The sequence below is a fragment of the Bacillus sp. UNC438CL73TsuS30 genome (assembly GCF_000482325.1).
In the GTDB taxonomy this organism is placed as follows: domain Bacteria; phylum Bacillota; class Bacilli; order Bacillales; family Cytobacillaceae; genus Neobacillus.
Window position 1 is genome coordinate 778768 of the sequence record NZ_KI535295.1, and the last position, 21892, is coordinate 800659.

Annotated in this window: 19 protein-coding genes; 17 read left to right on the forward strand and 2 right to left on the reverse strand. The window is 38.1% G+C overall.

All coding sequences use genetic code 11. The features are described 5' to 3' along the window. Positions 1-37: 37 nt before the first annotated feature. Positions 38-1159, reverse strand: a complete 1122-nt coding sequence (hppD, locus tag M028_RS0117585) for a 4-hydroxyphenylpyruvate dioxygenase (protein WP_051591086.1) — start codon at positions 1157-1159, stop codon at positions 38-40. 240 nt (positions 1160-1399) lie between these two features. Here hppD and M028_RS0117590 point away from each other — a divergent pair, with 240 nt between their 5' ends. The 15 genes from M028_RS0117590 (at position 1400) to M028_RS0117665 (ending at position 16289) form a co-directional block, all read left to right on the forward strand. Next, positions 1400-1648 carry a DUF1450 domain-containing protein gene (locus M028_RS0117590; RefSeq protein WP_035424187.1) on the forward strand — a complete coding sequence of 83 codons (249 nt, stop codon included), beginning with the start codon at positions 1400-1402 and terminating at the stop codon, positions 1646-1648. A 112-nt stretch (positions 1649-1760) separates the two neighbouring features. Continuing rightward, the gene (locus M028_RS0117595) at positions 1761-2411 is read left to right on the forward strand and encodes a hypothetical protein (protein ID WP_026575028.1); all 651 of its coding nucleotides are present in this window, start codon (positions 1761-1763) and stop codon (positions 2409-2411) included. Between the two features lie 279 nt (positions 2412-2690). Next, positions 2691-3395: a GntR family transcriptional regulator gene (locus M028_RS30335; protein WP_155925640.1), complete on the forward strand. Its 705-nt coding sequence runs from the start codon at positions 2691-2693 to the stop codon at positions 3393-3395. Between the two features lie 16 nt (positions 3396-3411). Further along, positions 3412-4296: a hydroxymethylglutaryl-CoA lyase gene (locus tag M028_RS0117605; RefSeq protein ID WP_026575029.1), complete on the forward strand. Its 885-nt coding sequence runs from the start codon at positions 3412-3414 to the stop codon at positions 4294-4296. 80 nt (positions 4297-4376) lie between these two features. Beyond that, a complete protein-coding gene (locus tag M028_RS0117610) occupies positions 4377-5537 on the forward strand; it encodes a CaiB/BaiF CoA transferase family protein (protein WP_026575030.1) in 1161 nt (386 codons plus the stop codon). 134 nt (positions 5538-5671) lie between these two features. Then, positions 5672-7006 (forward strand): CitMHS family transporter, encoded by a 1335-nt coding sequence (locus M028_RS0117615; RefSeq protein ID WP_026575031.1) that lies wholly within the window; start codon positions 5672-5674, stop codon positions 7004-7006. A 31-nt stretch (positions 7007-7037) separates the two neighbouring features. After that, positions 7038-7586, forward strand: coding sequence for a gamma carbonic anhydrase family protein (locus M028_RS0117620; protein ID WP_026575032.1), 549 nt, complete (start codon positions 7038-7040; stop codon positions 7584-7586). Between the two features lie 143 nt (positions 7587-7729). Beyond that, complete coding sequence (locus M028_RS0117625; protein WP_026575033.1) at positions 7730-8032, forward strand: YerC/YecD family TrpR-related protein; 303 nt, start codon at positions 7730-7732, stop codon at positions 8030-8032. Positions 8033-8217: 185 nt separating this feature from the next. Continuing rightward, positions 8218-9426, forward strand: coding sequence for an MFS transporter (locus M028_RS0117635; RefSeq protein WP_035424188.1), 1209 nt, complete (start codon positions 8218-8220; stop codon positions 9424-9426). A gap of 201 nt (positions 9427-9627) precedes the next feature. Next, positions 9628-10815 carry an amidohydrolase gene (locus M028_RS0117640; protein WP_026575035.1) on the forward strand — a complete coding sequence of 396 codons (1188 nt, stop codon included), beginning with the start codon at positions 9628-9630 and terminating at the stop codon, positions 10813-10815. 117 nt (positions 10816-10932) lie between these two features. Next, positions 10933-11577: a GntR family transcriptional regulator gene (locus M028_RS0117645; protein ID WP_026575036.1), complete on the forward strand. Its 645-nt coding sequence runs from the start codon at positions 10933-10935 to the stop codon at positions 11575-11577. A gap of 294 nt (positions 11578-11871) precedes the next feature. Further along, positions 11872-12987, forward strand: a complete 1116-nt coding sequence (locus tag M028_RS0117650) for a M20 metallopeptidase family protein (protein ID WP_026575037.1) — start codon at positions 11872-11874, stop codon at positions 12985-12987. Between the two features lie 197 nt (positions 12988-13184). Continuing rightward, positions 13185-13547 (forward strand): hypothetical protein, encoded by a 363-nt coding sequence (locus M028_RS0117655; RefSeq protein WP_026575038.1) that lies wholly within the window; start codon positions 13185-13187, stop codon positions 13545-13547. 114 nt (positions 13548-13661) lie between these two features. Then, the gene (locus tag M028_RS0117660; protein ID WP_026575039.1) at positions 13662-14099 is read left to right on the forward strand and encodes an Rrf2 family transcriptional regulator; all 438 of its coding nucleotides are present in this window, start codon (positions 13662-13664) and stop codon (positions 14097-14099) included. 162 nt (positions 14100-14261) lie between these two features. Further along, a complete protein-coding gene (locus M028_RS0117665; protein ID WP_026575040.1) occupies positions 14262-16289 on the forward strand; it encodes a YhgE/Pip domain-containing protein in 2028 nt (675 codons plus the stop codon). Between the two features lie 92 nt (positions 16290-16381). On the opposite strand, the gene M028_RS0117670 is transcribed toward M028_RS0117665, so the two are convergent. Next, positions 16382-18205: a helix-turn-helix domain-containing protein gene (locus M028_RS0117670; protein WP_026575041.1), complete on the reverse strand. Its 1824-nt coding sequence runs from the start codon at positions 18203-18205 to the stop codon at positions 16382-16384. A gap of 337 nt (positions 18206-18542) precedes the next feature. Here M028_RS0117670 and M028_RS0117675 point away from each other — a divergent pair, with 337 nt between their 5' ends. Together M028_RS0117675 and M028_RS0117680 are read left to right on the forward strand one after the other, a co-directional pair. Further along, entirely contained in the window at positions 18543-19682 is a 1140-nt protein-coding gene (locus M028_RS0117675; RefSeq protein ID WP_026575042.1) for an acyl-CoA dehydrogenase, read from the forward strand. A 90-nt stretch (positions 19683-19772) separates the two neighbouring features. Beyond that, complete coding sequence (locus M028_RS0117680; protein ID WP_026575043.1) at positions 19773-21740, forward strand: acetate--CoA ligase; 1968 nt, start codon at positions 19773-19775, stop codon at positions 21738-21740. The last annotated feature ends 152 nt before the right edge of the window (positions 21741-21892 follow it).

A 21892-nucleotide genomic window follows, 5' to 3' on the forward strand; every position in this document is an offset into this window, starting at 1 on the left:
TCATGCCAGATATGAGACTGGCATGACCCGATTCCATTTAAATATTTCCTCGAAGTTCCTGCTCTCGTTCAATTGACTCAAATAGGGCTTTAAAGTTTCCATCACCGAAACCAAGTGCACCTTTTCGCTGAATAATTTCGATGAACATTGTTGGTCGGTCAACAAGTGGTTTTGTAAAGATTTGGAGCAAATAACCTTCATCATCACGATCCACGAGAATATTTAGTTCCTGAAGCCGTTTTACATCCTCATCAATTTCCCCAACACGGTTGGCTAGGTCTTGATAATAGGTGTCTGGAGTAAACAGTAATTCAACTCCGTTTGCTCGCAGCGCTGCAACAGTGCCAATGATATCATTGGTTAATAGAGCAAGATGCTGGACGCCTGGTCCATTATAGTAATCTAGGTATTCTTGAATCTGGGATTTCCGCTTTCCTTCCGCAGGCTCATTAATTGGGAATTTAATTCGTCCCGTTCCATTCATCATTACTTTTGACATAAGCGCTGAATATTCAGTGGAAATGTCTTCATCATCAAAATGCTTAAGAACGGAAAAACCGAATACTTTTTCATAATAATTTACCCATTCTTCCATTACCTCTACGTTCCCAACAAGGTGGTCAACACCAATTAAACCGGTAGGCTTCGCACCATAAACGTCTGCGCGGGCTTCAAAACCTGGCATAAACACACCCTTATAATCGATAGGTTCAATAAGTGTATGAATCGTATCGCCATATGTACCAAGGATTGCCTTTTTCACTTTGCCATTTTCATCTTCTTCTACCCAAGGTTCCCGTATTGCAATACCACCGCGTTCAATGGCACCTTCATAGGTTTTTTCTAAGTCTTTTACAAGGAGGGCGATATCTTTCACACCTTCTCCGTGTTTTTTAATGAACGCGGCAATGTCAGTTTGATCCGATAATGTACCTGTTAGGATTAACCGAATTGTCCCTTGCTCCAAAACATAGGAAACACGATCACGGCAGCCTGTTTCCAATCCTCGAAATGCTACAAGCTTGAAACCGAAAGCTTTTGCGTAATAATATGCAGCTTGTTTTGCATTTCCTGTATAAATTTCTACGTAATGAACATTTTTGACCGGAAAGACTTCTTCATTTTTTGTTTTAGGTTTTGCCATCATTTTTTCGACCATTTGTATCGCTCCTTTAAGTGTTTTATTAACTAGCAAACAGAATATTCTAAAATTACTGCTTGTAATGTCAAACATCATAATACATAAAAAAAACGTGAGCAAACCTAGGATTTAACGCGGTTTTTCTTTTTAGTATTAATATTTTAATGCGGTAAAGCCAACTTGCGTTGAGGCACGTTCTTGCAAGCTTTTTTAATATTCTCATAAAATATGGGCAACAAAATAAAGGGAGTGTTGTCGGTGACCATTAAAGTAAAATTTTGTCCTTGTAATTTTGAAGGTGAATTGGATGCAACAAAAGAAAGATTAAGAGAGCGTGAGGATTTAGAGGTCATTGAGGAAAGATGCCTATTGTATTGCGGACAGTGCTTAATGGAACCATTCGCGCTTGTAGATGGAAAAAGTATTGGCACAGACGAACCTGAAAAACTTTATGAAAAAATTGATCAATACATTACTGAATTGAAGCAAAAAGGGGTATTACAATAAAAAACTCTGGAATCATATTATCCCTTCAGTACGAGTAAATTTATGGTAAAATAAAAGTAAAGCCCTACGAAAATAGATTGTAGGGCATTCTTTATTTTGAAGGAGTATCCTAATGACTGCATTGATTGGGAAAAAGTTTGAAGATAGTGTGTTAATCATGGCTGATAAAAGAATTACCTTTAGAGGAACTGACAAATTTAGTGATGACGAAAAAAAAATCATTGTGTTAAATCATAATGTAATCTTTGCTTTTGCTGGTGTCAAAAATGTCATTGATTGGCCCCTGGAGGAACTTAAAACATTCGCTAGTAAAACAAATTCCCTCGAAGAAATTGAGGCCCAAGCGCAAAAATTATTTTGTGCTTCTTTGGATTTATTCAAAAAATTGAATCCAGAACAAGATTATGCAACGGTATATATATTGGCTGGTTTTATAGCAGATGATTTACCTCGTGTTACCTATTTTTCTTCTGATGATGACTTCCAAAAAGGTAATTTGCTTGATTTTTTTTATAAAGCATTCCCGAATACCGAAATGACGTTTTTACGAGAGTTTTTGATCAATGAAGTGGAAGTAAGCAAGAAAAATATAAAATACTACATTCGAAAATTTTCCTCAGCCATCCGCCAGATTAACAACTCAAAAGTAAGTAAGAATACCTATTCAATCTTCTTATCCAAGAAAGGTTTGCTTGAAATTGAAATAAATGAGCAAGGGAAATATACGATTGTTCCAATCAATCTAAGTATTAAACACCTCTGAAATACTTACTAGTTTTTTGCTTTATCACAGTAGTGAGAAACCGCATTAAAGTAACAATGCTTTGAAGTGTACGTTTGCCGTATGAAAAAAATGATTATAAGATTTAGAAGAGTCAGACATGACTTTATTTTTTTCTTGCATTAGCACTATAGCCACAGTAGAATTAGGAGGAATGATAAGTTAAAAATAACCAAACAAATATCAGTAATGTGCGCACTGTTTAGGAATATTTTTTTTTGCATACATTATCTGAAAATTGTGATTATGGGCGGGATAAAGTTGAAATCAAAAGTCAATCAGTCTCAAACTCTTCAACATCAAGTTTATGAATATTTACATGAAAAGATTGTAAACGGAATCATACCTCCAGGCCAACGAATTGTTGAAGAAAAAGTTTCTCAGGAAACCGGGGTCAGCAGAAGCCCAATTCGCGAGGCGATTCGCAGGTTAAATAGTGATGGATTAGTATCGGTGAGTCCTAGAGGCGGAGTAAGAGTGTATCGGCCAACGTTTTCAGATTTCAAATATCTATATGAATGCCGGTTAAGCCTAGAACCAACAGCTGCTTATTATGCAGCTATACGTATGAATGAGAAGAAGCGCAATCATTTGAAAAATGTCCTGGAAGAAATGAACTTGGTAGTCGAAAAAAGAGATCTTGAAAAATTAAAGAATCTAAGCACACAATTTCACTTCTTTATTGTTGAGGCAAGTGAAAACCCTTACTTAATGAAAATGATGAATCAACTCAATTCGTTAATGTCTTTCTACCGAAATGAGGTTTTGAATATTCCAATGAGGGTAGAGGATGGTGCTAAGGAACATCAGGCAGTATGGAAGGCGATTCAAATAAAAGATGGAAAAGCAGCTGAGGAGTTAATGAGGGAACATATTCAACGAGACTATCAATTTTATAGTGATATGTATTCGGAAGCCCAAAGTAAAAATATCAGCAGCTTCAGTAAATCAGTTAATAATTTTTGATTGGAGTGGTTTTACTGTGATTTTTCCTGAAAAAATTAAAATTCGTGATGTTACTTTAAGAGATGGTTTGCAAAATGAACCAGTGTTTGTTGAAACCGAACAAAAGATTCATAAAGTTAAAGATTTAATTGATGCAGGATTTGATCGGATTGAGGTGACATCCTTTGTCCATCCAAAATGGGTTCCCGCCATGCAAGATGCGGATCTATTAGGACAAAACCTGCCCGTGGTTCCCGGAGTTGAATATGAAGCGCTTGTTCCTAATCAACGCGGGTTGGACAGATTTTTAAAATCCAAGATTGATAATGCTGTTTTTTTTCTTTCTGCCAGCAATGACCATAATCAGGCGAATCTCAACAAAATTGCGAATGAATCTTTGGCTGAAATAAAAGGTTTAGTTGAACAAACCAAAGTGGAAGGAAGAAGGGTTATTGGCGCGATTTCAACCGCCTTTGTTTGTCCGTTTGCCGGGATTGTTCCATATGCGGAGGTGGAAAGAATCGCAGATGAACTTGTCCGCTTTGGAGTAGATGAATTAGGCCTAGGAGATACAATCGGTAAAGCAACACCGAGACAGGTATATGAGTACTGCAGCCGTTTAGCTGAGAAATATCCCGATATCCCAATTGGACTTCACTTGCATGATACATATGGATTCGGCTTAGCGAATGTAATGGCTGGAATACAGGCGGGTGTTCATTTAGTGGATGTGGCCCAGGCGGGACTTGGAGGATGTCCGTATGCTCCAGGGGCACCAGGGAATGTTCAGGCAAGCCGAGTCGTAGAATTTTTAGAAATGCAGAATATTAAGACGGGATTGAATCTAGACTCTTTAAAGCAATTAGATTATTCATTTTCCCAATTATTAAGAGATGCCAAGGCTTTAACAAAGACTTTCTAAGAATGGTAAAATTTGCATACATTATCTGATTATTCAGTTTATATATTGGGCAATGAAATATTAGTAAAGGTGTGGATCTCATGAGAAAACCGTTAGATGGCATTAAAGTTTTAGAGTTAGGAAATTTTGTGGCCGCTCCATTTGCTGGGAAGATTTTTGGCGAATTTGGTGCGGAAGTGATAAAAGTAGAAGATCCGAGAAGTGGGGATTCCATCAGGAATTGGCGTGTGATGCATAAAGGAACCTCATTATGGTGGTATGTGCACGCAAGAAATAAAAAATCCATTACCCTTAATCTTCGTGAAGCAGAAGGGCAGGAAATGGTCCGGGAATTAGTAAAAGATGCCGATGTGGTCATTGAGAATTTCCGTCCTGGAACCTTGGAAAAATGGGGAATTGGGTATGAAGATTTAAAGAAAATAAATCCAAGCATCATTATGACCCGGATCTCTGGTTATGGCCAAACCGGTCCTTATCGTGACAAAGTAGGTTTTGGCAGTGTAGCTGAATCAATGGGAGGGCTTAGATATTTAACCGGTTTTCCTGATCGACCGCCAGTTCGTGTCGGGTTAGCTATCGGGGATTCGATTGCGGGCCTGTATGCTGTAAATGGAACGTTATTGGCACTGAGAGCAAGAGATTTGGATCCAATGAGAAGGGGCCAATATGTTGATGTCGCTCTTACAGAGTCCGTCTTCTCTTTGCTTGAAGGGGTTCTGCCGGAATATGATTTGAAAGGGATTGTCAGAGAGAGAACTGGGGCTACTTTGGAAGGGATTGCTCCATCTAATACCTACATTTGTGCAGATGGAAAGTATATTGTGATTGCCGCGAATAGTGATGGCATTTTCAAACGATTTATGTATGCCATCGGCCGGGAGGACTTGGCTGAGGATCCGACTCTCTCCAATAATCAGGGTAGAGCGAAACAAGCGGAACAATTGGATCAGATGATTGAGGATTGGACCAAACTTTATCTACAAAAAGAAGTACAAAGAATCCTGGATGATGCGGGTGTTCCAGTAGGACCTATTTATAGTATTGAAGATATTGTAAAGGATGAACAGTTTCAGGCGCGGGATATGCTTCAAACGGTTACCCTGCCAAGCGGTGAAGAGGTTCTGGTTCCTGGTATTGTTCCAAAATTATCGGAAACGCCTGGAAGCATTGAATGGATTGGTCCTGAACTCGGACAACATAACGAAGAAATCATTGGTAATAAACTTTGTAAGCAAAAATAGTCTGGTTTTTTAAGGATTGCCGTTAGATCCTTGAATGAAAAAGGGGAAAAATGTATTTGTTTTAAACGATCAGTAATCATTCCAGACACCAATGATACCGCATACGATAACGAACATTGGGGAGGAAGAAGTATATGTTGTCTATTTTAGGGTTTTTGATGATTTTTACCTTTTTATTTTTGATTTTGACAAAACGTGTATCTCCATTTTTAGGGTTGACCATTATACCGATTATTTATGGTGTAATTGGAGGATTTGGATTAGATTTAGGTAAATTGATGATGGATGGAATTCTGAAGGTATCACCTACTGCTATTCTATTATTATTTGCCATCATATATTTTGGAATCATGTTAGACACTGGATTGTTTGATCCATTAACTTCAAAAATCATACAGTTAGCAAAAGGAGATCCATTAAAAATCATTGTAGGCACGGCTGTCTTAGCGGGAATCATTGGATTTGATGGTGATGGATCTACAACGATGATGATTGTTGTAACCGCTTTTCTTCCATTATATAAGAAACTTGGAATTAGCCCAATCATATTGGCTTCTGTTACCATCATGCAAATTGGGATCACTACACTCGTTCCATGGGGAGGCCCTGCCGGCAGGGTAGCAAGTGTTCTGCATCTCGAACCAAACCAATTATATCTTCGAATGTTACCGGGAATGATTGTAAGTTTACTATTTGTTGTCTTAGTTGCTTATTTTATCGGGTTGAAGGAACGTGCAAGAATTAAAAAGACAAACAATGGATCCATTCCTATTGCGGAAGCCGGAATTGTCGATGCTGCAATTGAAAATGCTGTAATAGAAAATATCACACCTGAACTTTTAAATATTAAACGTCCAAAATTAATATGGTTCAACCTGATTCTTTCCAGCTTAGTGATGGTTGCGATTGTTCTAGAATGGCTACCGCCAGGAATCTTGTTTATCATTGGTACAGCCCTTGCATTACTTGTTAATTATCCGTCTCTAAATGATCAGCGCGAACGGATGGCAGCACATGCTCCTAATGCATTAGCCGTGGTAGCCGTAGTCCTAGCCGCAGGAATTTTTTCAGGAATCTTTAAAGGAACCCCAATTTCTGAGTCCATGGCCCATACGTTGGTCTCCATCATTCCAGATGGTTTAGGACAATATATGGCATTAATTACTGCTATAATAAGTGCTCCAGCTCTTTTCCTAATTGGTCCGGACGGTTTTTACTTTGGCATTCTGCCAATCCTGTCTGAAACCGCTTCAAATTATGGAATCGATGCTATAAAAATTGGAACCGCTTCATTATTCGGGACCCCATTTGGTATTATGGGCCCGCTCGTAGCGTCTGTTTATCTACTCATTAACATAACAGGGATCAGTTTAGGCGATCTCCACAAGCACGCGGCAAAATGGTCAGTCGGAATTTTTCTTATCTTTATTATTGTGGGAGTGTTCACTGGAATCATATCGTTATGGTGATGTATCGCGCGTAAGGACAGGGGGATGAAACATGCTTTATAAATATAAGGGGAAATACCCGGATGTCCATTCAAGTTCATATATCGCACCCGGGGCACAATTGATCGGAAACATTGAACTAAGTGAAGATACATCTGTATGGTTCAATGCTGTTTTAAGAGGGGACAATGAAAAAATTGCGATAGGCAAAGGCTCTAATGTTCAGGATGGCGCCATTGTCCATGTAGACCCGGGTTATCCAGTTCATGTTGGGGAGAACGTGACCATTGGGCATAATGTGGTTTTACATGGATGTACGGTAAAGGATCGGGCATTAATTGGGATGGGTGCAACCATTTTAAATGGCGCTATTATAGGTGAAGGGGCCCTGGTGGCTGCTGGTGCACTTATACCTGAAGGGAAAGTGGTTGAACCAGGTGTTTTGGTGGCCGGAGTACCCGCAAAGGTAATCCGGACCCTTACCCCAGAGCAAATTGAGCAATCAAAGAAAGGAGCCCTTCATTATGTCCGGAACGGGGAAAATTTCCGGGAAGAAGACTTTGTAGAAATGGATAAGGCTTTAAATAAGAATTCACTTTAAAAAGAAAACCCTGCTTTTTCGGGCTTTAATAACCAACGCGGGAAGGGGAAATATCTTTTGGGTATTCCTCCTTCCTCTAATGTAAAGAATGAGTTTCCTAGTATCTACTATTACATATTCCGATGTTCAGTGGAGGAACAGTGATGTATATTAAAAAATTACCCCAAGAACCCATTGTTCAGCTATTTAATGCGATCCTTTCTTTACAAACAAAGGAAGAGTGCGCGGCATTTTTTGATGATTTATGTACGATGAATGAAATCAAGGCTTTTGTACAACGGCTTGAAGTTGCGAGATTACTGAAAGAAGGCCATACCTATATAGATATACAAATAGAAACGAATGCTTCATCATCGACGATTACAAGAGTTAAGAAGCTTTTAGATTATGGGAGTAATGGTTATCAAACTGTTTTAGAACGCATTGATACTCATGTTAGGTCATAAAAAAGCCTTCATAATAAGGCTTTAAGACCGTTTGAGACCTGCGTGCCAGGTCTGGTGGTTCGATTTCCACGCAGGCCCGCCAAAAGATGTATGATTTATGGAAGTTGCTAGAATTATTGGCAGCTTTTTTGTTTTGAATCATATGGGGATTTCTCTTTAATTTAAAACCAAGAGGAGATTGTAAGATGGATGCAAATACAGCCGTGGAAACACAAGAGCCTAGTAAATTGTGGAATGCGAATTTTATCATTTTATTGGGGATTAATGTGCTAAGTTATATGGCTTTTAATCTTGTAAGTCCTCTTTTGGCAGAATATGCAATGAATTTAGGAGCATCAGTTAGTATGGCGGGGGTAATAGTTGGATTATTTGCGATCACAGCCCTTTTTATTGGTCCGTTTGGCGGAATACTAACAGACAAAACCAACAAAAAATATGTTATGATCATCGCTACTTTCATTAATGGCGTTGCAACATTGGGTTACAGCTTTGCACCAAATATGGGGGTCATGATTTTTTTTCGCATGTTACACGGAGCCAGTTTCAGTATTACCAGTGCTTCCAATCTTGCATGGATTGCCGATTTTATTCCTGTAAAAAAGATGGGTGAGGGCATGGGGTATTTTGGCATTGGTCAAATTATAGCAACAGCCTTTGGTCCAGCAATAGGGATAATGGTATCAAGTCGATTTGGAATTTCTAAAACCTTCATGTTTGCAGCAATATTACTAATAATCGCGGCAATCTGCATGAATTTTGTTTCGAATAAAAATCAGATATCCTCAGAACATTTGACAGTTAAAAAGAACAGAATTCGTTTAAAAGATCTAATTGCCTTCGAAATATTACCTCTTTCTTTAATCGGAGGCTTGTTTTCGATGGGAAATGGACTTGTAAGTTCATTTTTGGTTTTACTTGGGGAACAGCGTAAGATCAGCGGGGTTGGAATCTATTTTACTGTGAATGCATTACTACTTCTTTTTACAAGACCGATATCCGGAAAGCTATATGATAAAAAGGGATCTTCTATCATTTTGTATCCTGCGTTATTATTCAGCTGTATGGAATCACTGTTATTAGGTCATGCAAATGCACTCTGGATGATCATTTTGGCTGCAGTTGTTAAAGCATTTGGGCAAGGTATCGCGCAGCCTGCATTACAAGCAGAGTCTCTTCGCAAATTGGGTAGTAATAGAAAAGGGCTGGCTTCAAGTACATTTTATATCGGGGCAAATATGGGGCAGGGATTTGGACCATTACTTGGAGGAAGTATTTCTTCTGCATTCGGATATAATGGGATGTTTAACTTTAGCGCAATGTTAATGTTATGTGGAATATTGGGTTACGCCATCTATAATAAAAGAACTGATTTACAGTTTACTAGATGCAAATAATTTCTATGCAGGCGTTATTGAATCAGGCAACAATTCTATCTTTACAATGATTTCTGACTTCTTATTAAATCCAATTGCGGGCACACTAATTGTAGCTAATACATATGTGCAGGTGGTTCACCGGTTTTTTTCGCACCAGTTACTGAATAGATTAGTCGCAAGTTATCCGTTGATAGGGTATCGATTCTGGGAGGTATTTAAATGAGAAAACAATTAATCGAAATGTTAGAGGCTCGTAAGGATGAAATGATTCAAATTCGTCGATATTTACATGAAAACCCTGAGTTGTCTTTTAAAGAAGAAAAAACGGCTCAATATATTGCTGATTATTACAATGGGAAAGATGTTGAGGTACAAAGAAATGTGGGAAATGGATATGGGATCATCGTGACGATTAGAGGTGGAAAGCCTGGAAAAACAATTGCGCTTCGTGCCGATTTTGATGCCCTTCCCATTTTGGAAGAAACAAAGCTTCCCTTTAAATCAAAGAATGAAGGGGTTATGCATGCCTGTGGTCATGATGGGCATACGGCCTATTTGATGATTCTAGCGGATTGCCTGATTCAATTAAAAGATCAAATACCTGGTATAATTAAAGTCATCCATCAGCATGCAGAGGAAGTACCTCCTGGTGGAGCAAAAAGTATCGTAGACTCTGGGCTGCTTGATGATGTAGACAATATTTTTGGGATTCATTTACTTCCCATAGCCCCAGCGGGTCATGTCGGCTATCATAGTGGTTTTTCATTTGCAGGAAGATCTTATTTTAAACTTGGGATTCAAGGGGTCGGTGGACATGGCTCTTCCCCGCATCGGGCGAACGATGCGATTGTCGCCGGGGCATATTTTGTTACAGCCGTACAAACAATTATAAGCCGTCGGTTAAATCCGTTTGACGCTGGTGTAATCACGATTGGTTCCTTTGATGGAAAGGGCACTTTCAATGTCATTAAAGACCATGTGGAACTTGAGGGTGATATCCGCTACATGACGATGGAAACAAAGGGGATTATTGAAAAAGAGGTTCGCCGTATTGTTAGTGGAATTGAAGCGGAATTTGGTGTCCAATGTGAGTTAACCTACACTTCCGATTATCCGCCGCTTTATAATGATCCTGAGGTAACAGCAGCGGTAAAAGAAAGCCTGGAAAGTGCAAATGACCCGGATATAAAGGAAGTAGAAGAATTTCCAATGATGTCACCATCTGATGACTTTGCTTATTATTTAGAAAAAATCCCTGGATGTTATTTTTATATTGGCTGTACCCCAAAAGGAGTGGAAAAACCTTTTTTCAATCATCATCCAAAATTTGATATTGATGAGGATTCATTAATTATAGCTGCAAAATCAGTAGGTTATGTTGTTTGTGGATACTATGGGTTAGAGTAACATGACATATTTAATGTCGTGTAGCCTGTTTTTAAAAAGTTACTAAGAAATTATTTGAGAAAAATCCTATAATAATATAAAATCCAATTATATACAATATAATTGGAGACTCTAAAAATGGAATATTTATCGCTAAAAGACCATGTGTATAACTATATCGTTGAGCAAATTAACAGTGGAAAATTGCTTCCCGGTAAAAAGGTAAATGAAAATCATATTTGCGAAATGCTGAAAGTCAGCAGGACACCGGTAAGAGAGGCCCTTATACAGCTTTCATCAGAGGGGTTGCTTGACAATGTTCCTAGAAAAGGGTTCGTCATAAAAAGCCTTACAAAACAAGAGGCGGAAGAAACATATTTCATCATCGGTGCGTTGGATGGTCTGGCTGCTTCACTGGCGGCACCGCTTTTAACGGAGAAGGACATAAAAGAGATGGAATTTTATATCCAAAGTATTGATCTTGCCATTAATACAGAGAATTACCGGATGTATGATAAGATGCAGCAAGCTTTTCATGGTGTCTATTTAAAGATTTGCCCCAACAAGAGCCTAGTAGAACTTCTGCTGCAATTAGAAAAGAAATTTTTAATAAATTTAGGTGAAATCGGCCCAAAGGATCGGCTCAAGGAAATACTATCGCAAATAAATGATGAGCATAGGACGATGATGGAACTTTTTAAAAGCAAGGATTCTGCTGGATTAGCTGGGTTTATGAAAGACGTCCATTGGAATATTCATAAGGTGGATAACTTACCATTATAGAGTATTAAACAATAGTTAAAAGAACGATTTTGTTCAACAGAGACAAAATCGTTTTTTTATTGACTGTTAAATATAAAGTATATAATATAATATATACATACAATAAAATATTCAATGAAAAAGACTGAATATTTGTGATTATATTTTAGCCTTTTTTAGTAATCCTTAGTTTGTACTTGAATAATGTAAAGTCTTATTTAAGGAACGACCATGGGTTGCTAGACTTTTGCAAAAGTGAAAGCGTTTTAAGATAAATTGCAAAAGATCATCATAAATCTAAGGGGAGAATGGAATATGGAAAAGAAAAATCTAGACTTGGCAATTCAACTTCGTCATGAACTTCATGCTCATCCGGAATTATCAAACCATGAAGTATGGACAAAGCAGCATTTAATTGATTTCCTCAAAGAAAACACGAAGCTTGAAATTGTAGATAGAGGCCGTTGGTTTTATGCCATCTATCATTCTAACGTAGGTAAAAGAAATGTAGCATTCCGCGCGGATTTTGATGCACTTCCAATCGAGGAAACAATTGAGCTTCCATATGGTTCTAAGTTTCCAGGGGTTTCACATAAGTGTGGTCATGACGGTCACTCTGCAACTTTGGCGGGTTTTGCCCTTGAAATTGATCAATTAGGTTCCGACAATAATATCTATTTCCTATTTCAGCATGCAGAAGAAATAGGTGACGGTGCTGCCGAGTGTGCTGTTTTCATAAAGGAAAAGAACATTGATGAAATTTTTGCTTGGCATAATATGAGTGGCTTTAAACATAACACCGTTTTCGTTATTGATGGGACTGCACACTGTGCATCTAAAGGTATGACGATCCAAATGGAGGGTGTTCCATCTCATGCCAGTGAACCGGAAAAGGGAATCAATCCAGCATTCGCGATTGCAAAGGTAATCGATGCCATTCCTGGTTTTATTGACCCTGAAAATAATAATGGAATTGTTCTCTGCACGGTTGTTCAAGTAGATATTGGTGCAAAAGCATTTGGTGTCAATGCCAGTAAAGGAGTACTTAGAATGACTATTCGTGCACTTTACGAGGAAGAGTTGGATAAACTTCAAAAGAATCTTGAAGATGTTGCGAAGGCGGAAGCCGAAAAGTATGGACTAAACGTACGTTTTGAATTCCAAGATGAATTCCCGGAAACCTCAAATGATAAGGAAAGTTCTGATAAAGTTCGTCAGGTCTGCAAAAACAAAGGTATTCCAATGGAAGAGCTGACTGAAGCGTTCCGTGGTTCTGAAGATTTTGGCCATTATACAAAATTGACAAAAGGTTCTTACTGTTATATTGGAAACGGAGAGGATTATCCTAACCTGCACAGCTATGAATATAACTTCCGGGATGATCTTATCGAAACCGGTGTAGAAGTATTTAAAGGATTAGCAGATCTGTAAAATCCTTATTTAATAGAAACTATGTTTTTACTGTTTCATTGTTTGTATGATTTCCAAGCTTATATTATCGAAATAGGAGTGGAATTGTTCAGAGGGCTTTCCGAACTATAAAGGACAGTCAGTATTAAATGATCATTTCAAAACATACAATCTTCTTAATTAAGGATTAGATCTTTAGATATTGAGGAGATGGAGAGATGAACTTCGAGATGCAAAAAGCGATAATGTTGGCGGAAAATATCAATGAATTTATAAAGTTCGTTCAAAAAAATTATGAAAATAAATATCGAAGCCGTGTGGAAAAGGATAAAATCTATCAAATAAAATTGCTGATTGAGGATTTTAAGTTTCAAATCATTGCAGATGAGCTAATCAGAATCAATCAGTTTTCTTGGGATGAAAAGTATACGCTCTATCTGGTTGATGGCTTTAATAAAGGAATCAGCGTTATTGATGAATACGTTAAAAATAATTATCATGAGTTATTTATTTTTACTGCGAGACTTTATACATTAAAGAATCTCAGTCTGCCATTTAGTAATATAAAGGAGATGAGCTAAATGCTCATCTCCTTTATTATTGACTTTTTACGATTTGTTCTTTATTTTAAGGTATAATAAAATTTGTAATTAGATTAATTACATGTATAACAAAGATAAGGTAGGTGACTGGGATTGTCTATTAGTAGTCGATTTGCAGTTGGAATTCATATATTAACGCTTATTGAAATTAATAAAGAGGGAATCAGTTCATCAGAATTTCTAGCTGGAAGTGTGAATACAAACCCTGTCGTGATAAGAAAAATTATGGGGATGCTTAAAAAAGCCGGGTTAATTGAGGTACATCCCGGTATTGCGGGAGCGAAACTAGCCAAGGATTTATCTGATATTACTTTACTTGATGTATATAAGGCAGTGAATGTTGTACAAGAGAATGAATTGTTTAGTGTCCACGAAGAACCCAATCCCGCTTGCCCGGTGGGAAGGAATATCCAAGATGCAATTGGCCCGTTATTAACCTCTGCTCAAGTAGCTATGGAGAAAACTTTGGAAAATGTGACACTTGAAGATGTTGTGAAGGATATTGTTAATAAAGAAAAATTAGAGGACTAAGCAGATAATTTATGAATCTGCTTTTTTTATTTACACGATGAAAAAATCGCTTAATCTATCCTCCATTAATAATCATTTTATTGTCAAATAAAATATTAAGTCATAAAATTAGCCCATTTTCAAAAGATAATTGTTAGGATGCTACGACATGAGGTGTTTTGAATGGGCAAAATTTGGCACATTTATCGATTGGATTGGAAAAATATATTCAGCGTTCCTTCCATTGCTTTGTTGGTGGTTGGACTCATGATCCTGCCATCTATGTATGCATGGTTTAATATCAAGTCGATGTGGGATCCGTACGGGAATACATCGGGAATACAAGTTGCCGTCGCCAATGAGGACGAGGGAGCTAGAATTCGTGGAAAGAATATTAATGTTGGAAATGAAACAGTAAATAATTTAAAAAAGAATCATAAACTGGGCTGGTTGTTTGTAAGCACTAAGGAAGCTAAAAGGGGAGTGGAGGAGGGAGAATACTACGCCTATCTTATCATTCCAAAGGAATTTTCTAATAAAATTACAAGCATCATAACAGCGAATCCTGAAAAACCTGAAATTATTTTTGGAGTAAATGAAAAAATCAATGCCGTTGCACCGAAAATTGCTAGCTCGGGTGCATCAAGTGTGACAGCTCAAATTAGCCAGGCCTTTATTAAAACGGTTGGAGATGCGATTTTTTCAGGATTTTATAAGGCTGGAGTCGAACTTGAAAAAGATCTGCCATCAATTCTAGATGTGGAAAAACAAATTTTTGCGCTGGAAAAGGCACTTCCGGTCATCGATCAGATGGGGAAAAAAGCAATTGAACTCGAGGGTAAACTTCCTGAGATTCACAGGAAAGGTCAACAAATTATTGAATTGGAACAAAGAATACCAGAGCTAGACCGGGCAGGTGCAAGTATTTTAAAAGTTGAAGATCATTTACCGCTGGTAAAAGATGCAGGCGACAAGGTGCTCGCCCTCCAAGGAAAGCTTTCGGATATACAAAGTACATCTTCAATTGTAGCAGATGTAGTAGCAAACCTTACTGAAATCGAAACAAAAATAAAAGATGCAACCAATCAAGCGAAGGCTGCAAACGAGGCAGATACCAAGGGAAATCAGGAACAATTGAACCAGGTTTATGATGAACTAGTAAAAATCCAACATAACGTCCAAGCTACCAGAGTTGATTTACAACAAAAAGTAGATAAAGTAGTAGGGGAGATTAACACAGCTTCTGCATTTGTTAAAAATGAGTTACCGACGATTGAACAAAAAATCGATAAAGCTGCCGATTTTGTCCGAAATGATTTGCCAGGACTAGAGGAGGATATTCGAAAAGCAGCGGATCTTGTCAGGACCAAGCTTCCGGAAGTTGAAAGGGTGATTCACAAAGCAGCGGATTTGGCCAGAAATGATTTACCTGGATTTGAAGAAAAAGTTAGAACAGCTTCAGATAGAATTAGACAGTTTAAAAATAGTGTCAATATTTACGATTTGATTCAATTTTTAAAGCATGACCCGTCGAAGGAGAGCAATTTTTTATCCAATCCAGTTCTGTTAAAAACAAAGCGGGTTTTTCCTATCCCCAATTACGGTTCTGCGATGTCACCATTTTATACAATGCTTGCTTTGTGGGTAGGAGCTACGCTCCTTGTGGCTTCATTAAGAGTAGACGTAGAAAATCCGAATTATCGCTATAAGGACTATCAGCTTTATCTTGGCAGACTATTAACTTTTCTAACAATCGGTATATTTCAAGCAGCAATTGTTTCTTTAGGAGATTTGTTTATCATTCATACCTATGTGGTGGATAAAGGATGGTTTGTGTTGTTCAGCATCTTCATGAGCATGGTGTTTATCGTTATTACCTACACATTATGTTCAGTGTTTGGCAATATCGGGAAAGGATTAGCCATTATTCTTTTAGTCCTGCAAATTTCCAGTTCTGGCGCAACATTTCCAGTAAGTGTGACATCAACCTTTTTCCAAAAGCTAAATCCTTTCATGCCTTTCACTTATGGTGTTAGCATGCTGCGGGAAACAGTCGGTGGAATGATAAATAAGATTGTTGTCAAAGACTTTTTTGCCCTACTTGTTTTTGTAGGTATTAGTTTTCTGATTGCGTTTGTCTTAAAGAAACCATTAGGAACTCGAATCCAGAAAACAGCAGAAAAAGCGAAAGCTACTAAACTGGTTCCTTAATTGTACTGTTTGAATTACATGTAGTTTTATGAGAAGCCAGAGGCAAGCCTAATTAAAATTTGAATGTAACTGAGCCTGCCTCTAGATTCATTTCACACCAATAGTGTGCTTGGTTGTTTTTTAATATATCGATATAAATTTACAGCCAAATGAAGGTTAAGTACCTGTTTACTGTCCGTTAAATCCATCGATAGAATTTCTTCAATCCTTTTTAAACGATAGCTTAGAGTATTGATGTGGACATGCAAGGTATCTGCAGTCCTTTTCACATTTTGGTTTCCCTCCAGATAGATATAAAGAGTTTTGAGAAGGTCTCCTTTTCGTGAGTTTTCATAGTCAATGAGGGGACCAAGCACCTCATGGATAAATTCCATCACTTCTTCTTTGGGATTTTGCAGTATAAACCTTTGAATCCCAAGATCTGAATAACTAAGAATTGAATTTTCCCAGTGAAAATGGCGAATAAAGTTCAAACAATTCTCAGCTTCTTTGAGAGATTTGTGGACATTCTGCAGCCCTTGTTTGACTCGTCCTATTCCAAAAGCAACCTCAACCTCCCAATTTCTTGACATTATTTCCTGTTGAATCCACTTTACCTTTTCCTTTACCCGCGAAACAATGAAAGAATTGGCAGTATTAGAATGATCGGAAAGAAGCACTACGATTTGATGGTGATACGTTACTGTCATACCCTTTGTATAAGGTCCCAAAAAAGCCTGGTTCGTAAGTTGAATCATTTTTCTAATTATGCCTTCTTTAGGCTGATTCTTCTGGTTAGAATCCATTGAAAATTCAATAATAGTTGCAATATAGTTATCTCCAGGGTTTAGGTCAAGGTTTTTTGCTCTTTGTAAAAGCGCCTCGTCCATTTGCTCAGTAAAGAGCATTGTCACAAATTCGTCTTTTAAACGCTGTTGGGTCTCGAATACGGTCAGCTCTTTAAATACTTGTAAGGAAAGAACCGTGCAGGCATGTTCAAGAGCGGCCAAATCCATTTCGTCCAATTTCTTCGTTGAAAGAATCATTAATAAACCAAGGAAATTTGGTTTCGAGCCAAGTGGTAAGCTGACCAACTGATATGGGGCACCGACCACTTCCACTTCCTTAACGGAAAGGGAATTTTCAGTTGATTTCATCCATATAGCAGCTTGATCCTTAACAAACATTAGAATCTCGGTGGAAAGAACGGGATCATAGGAGGAGGTTATTTGGTCTCCTAACTCATCAAAAAGAAACGTATTTTGTCCAATCCATCGGTGTATGTATTGTAATATAGAATGAATGTCCTCTCCTTGAAGAACAAGATTCGCTAGGGTTCTATGTGTTTCAATGGAATACGAAAGGTTTTTGACAGTCTGCTCTTTTTCCTTGTAGAGACTGGATCTTTCTAATGCAACGGCCGCTTGATGGCAGATTGCTTCTAATAGATGAAGGTCTTCAGGCTTAAAGTTTAAAGACTGTTGGAAAGAATCTAAAGTAAACACCCCAATACATTCACCTTTCAAAAAAATCGGGGCAGAAATAACCGTTGAAAAATGGAAACTTTCAGGTATCGATCTGTTTAATAACCCTGAATTTTTAAAAGATAAAGTTGCTAAAGCTGTTTTAATTTCATTTTCGTTTTTATAAATAACCGATTTTCTATTTTCAAATGTTATCCCAGTCATGGATTCTCCAGGTTTAAGACGGATTTGTCGGAAAATTTTGGGGTAAAAAACACCTTGTGCGGATTGAGCAATTAAGCAATCTTGTTTTTTATTATATAACCATAATGAGCCGCCTTCTGCAGCTTCAACCACTGAAATGGTTTCACGCATAATTAATTCAATAATGGTTTCAATATCGAATGAGGTATTGAGGACATTCGAAATATGTATTAAGGACTGAAGCTGGCGATGCGTTAATGTATCTTCCATTTTGGTCCTCCTGAAAAGATTAGTGTGTTTATTACTAATTTCAAAAATTGCTAATTACGTAGTAACCAATGCTTATTCTAACAATCTGCTAAAAAAATATCTCTATAGTAAAATTATAGAAGTAAATTGAAAGCGTTTCAATTCTTGTTTTTGTATAAAACCCACAAATTTTATCGAATCATTTTCATGAATATTGACATAGTATTCTGAATTTTTTGCGTTATAATTATTAGAAGATTAAGAATTACGTTAATGGTATTCATCAAGAAACCTTTATCAAAAGGTTGCATCAAGATTTGATTACTCTATTCAAAAAAATGAGAGGCTGGATGCGAAGATGAATTTTGACTTAACAGAAGAACAGGCGATGATACGAAAACTAATCCGTGATTTTGCAGAAGCGGAAGTAGCGCCGGGTGCAGATGAAAGAGACCGGACAGGAGAATTTCCAAAGGAAATTTTCAACAAGTTAGCCAAGTTAGGAATCATGGGGCTGCCTTTTCCTGAACAATATGGGGGCGGTGGTGCAGATACCATTAGTTTTGCCATAGCAGTAGAAGAATTAAGCCGTGTATGCGCGTCAACGGGAATTACATATTCTGCCCATATTTCCTTAGGAGGGGCACCAATCCATTTATTTGGAACACATGAACAAAAGGAAAAGTACTTAACACCACTTTGTACGGGAGAATATTTGGGTGCTTTTGGACTGACAGAGCCGAATGCAGGGTCTGATGCCGGGGGAACGCAAACAACGGCAACGTTAGAGGGAGATCAGTGGACAATTAACGGTTCCAAATGCTTTATTACGAATGCAAGCTTTGCTAAAAATCTTGCGATAACAGCCGTAACCGACCGCTCAAAAGGTACAAATGGAATTAGCGCTTTTATTGTATCGACAGAAGCTCCAGGCTTTAGGGTCATTAACAATTATGAAAAGATGGGCCTACACGCGTCAAATACAACAGAACTAATCCTTGAAAATGTAAGCGTATCCAAAGAGAATCTTTTAGGTGTGGAAGGCAATGGTTTCAAGCAGTTTTTAGCTACACTTGATGGCGGAAGGATTGGCATTGGTGCAATGGCTGTTGGGATTGCCCAAGGCGCCTATGACAAAGCCCTTCAATACGCAAAAGAAAGAAAGCAATTTGGTCAAAGCATCTCGAAGTTTCAAGCAATTCAATTCAAACTAGCTGACATGGCAATGAATATTGAATTAGCTCGAAATATGGTTTATAAAGCTGCTTGGCTAAAGGATCAAGGCAAGAAATTTAAAAAGGAAGCTGCTATGGCGAAATTATTTGCTTCAGAAATCTGCATGCGGGTTTGTGATCAAGCGGTCCAAATCCATGGTGGATATGGGTATATGAAGGAATATCAGGTGGAACGTTTTTTCCGGGACGCAAAGCTTCTAGAAATTGGGGAAGGAACCTCCGAAGTACAAAGAATGGTTATTGCACGTGAAATTGGCTGCTAAAGGATTTATATAGCAAGCTGTGTTGAAGGCCCCTGTTGATAGGGGCGGAAATCACCAGGATAATAAAAATAGATAAGGGAGCAATTTTACATGGATGTCAGTGGAATTTTACAAGTAGTTTCAAATAGTAAACTCGTTTATCCAGATGTAGAAAAAGTGCGTTCAACCTCTATTGGAAGCAGCGAAGCTTTTCAAGAACTTCTTAAGCAATCCCAAGAAGAACCTGCTGCTTTTTGGGATCGTGCAGCCCGTGACCTTGTTTGGTATGAACCATGGAATGAAACCATTAGTGGAAAACTTCCTGATTTTCGCTTTTTTGTCGGCGGTATTAGTAACCCGAGTGTAAATTTACTGGATCGACATATAGAAAATGGGGCAGGAAACCGGACCGCTCTCATTTGGGAAGGCGAAAACGGGGACACCAGATTTTACACGTATAGTATGCTTCTTGCTGAAGTAAATCGATTTGCCAATGTTCTTAAGTCATTTGGTGTAAAAAAAGGTGATTGCGTAGCTATATATCTTCCAAATCTGGCTGAAGCCTTTATTGCCGTTTTAGCTTGTTTTCGTCTTGGTGCGATTTACAATACGATTTTCTCAGGTTATTCCGAAAAATCATTAACGGACCGGCTCATCAGTTTTGAACCAAAAGTATTGGTTACTGCAGATGCAACTGAAAGACGGGGAAAAGTCATTCGTTTAAAAGAAAAAGTCGACAATGTAGTGCCATCTATTTCATCCATTGAGGCAGTCATTGTAGTAAATCGATTAGGTTCAGAGGTCCAAATGAAAGAAGGCCGGGATTACTGGTGGCATGAAGAGACAAAAGCGGCAAGTATCATTTGTGAGCCTGAAAGAATTGAAGCGAATGAGAGCGGTATTGTGTTCTATACGAGTGGTACGACCGGTAAACCGAAAGGTGTTGTGCATTCCGGTATGGCATTTGTCACTCAAAATTATACCTATGCTAAGTATCATATGGATCACCGTAATGATGATATTTTCTGGTGTACGGCGGATATCGGCTGGTTAACGATGCATATTTGGGGAATTGCCGGTGCTTTAGCGAATGGTGTAACTACTGTTGTCTATGAAGGTGCAGTGGATTATCCAACAAAGGACCGTTTTTATCAAATTATTGAAAAATACCGGGTAAATAAGTTGTTTACAGCACCAACAGCATTAAGAATGTTAAAAAGTATGGGAGAAAAGGCATTAGAAAAATATGATTTATCCTGTCTCGATGTCATATCTCTAGTTGGTGAACCCTTCGATCCGGAAACATGGCACTGGACATATGAAGTTTTAGGAAAGAAAAAGATCTATATCAATAATACATGGGGCCAAACGGAAACAGCTGGATGTCCGATCGCAGGGGCAGCCTGGCTAACGCCAATGAAGCCGGGATCCTCAGGCACTCAATTTTTAGGAGCAGTTTTGGATGTTGTGGATGAAGAAGGCAATCCAGTAGGACCTTGTAAGTTAGGAAATCTTGTAATTACAAAACCATTTCCTATGCTGTGCCGGACACTTTGGAAAGAACCGGAGCGTTATTACGGTTCCTATTTTAGCCAGGTAGAAGGCAGTTATTATGCCAGCGATCTTGCACTGATCGATGATGATGGACATATATGGGTAGTTGGCCGGTCAGATGATGCATTTAATGTAGCCGGACACCGGTTAAGTACAATGGAGATGGAAAGCGCGGTCCTAGAATGTCAGGGTGTCGCTGAAACCGCCATTATTGGAATTCCAGATGAAATAAAAGGTGAAGTTCCACTCGTATTTGTCCGTCTGGCTGATGGCTTCAATGGGACAGATGAATTAAAACAACAAATAAATGAACAAATCATAAAACAAATTGGTAAAATTGCTGCTCCAAAATCAATTGTTTTTACAGATATGCTGCCAAAAACAGTCAGCGGAAAGATTATGCGCCGCTTACTAAAGGAGATAGTAGTATCAGGTAGTGTTCATGGCGACATTACAGGACTAGAAGATCCGGCGTCCGTTGCACAAATACAAAAAATAGTTGCTGAAAAATCGACAGTCAAATAGTCATATATTAGAACCAGTCATTTTCCATATAAATGATCGGTGATGACTGGTTCCAAATTCTAGATTAGTAGTTAAAGATATTCGTATAGAATGTTGCAAAATGAATGATTCGTTTTTACATATCTCCTTAACGATATTAGAAAGGGTGGTAA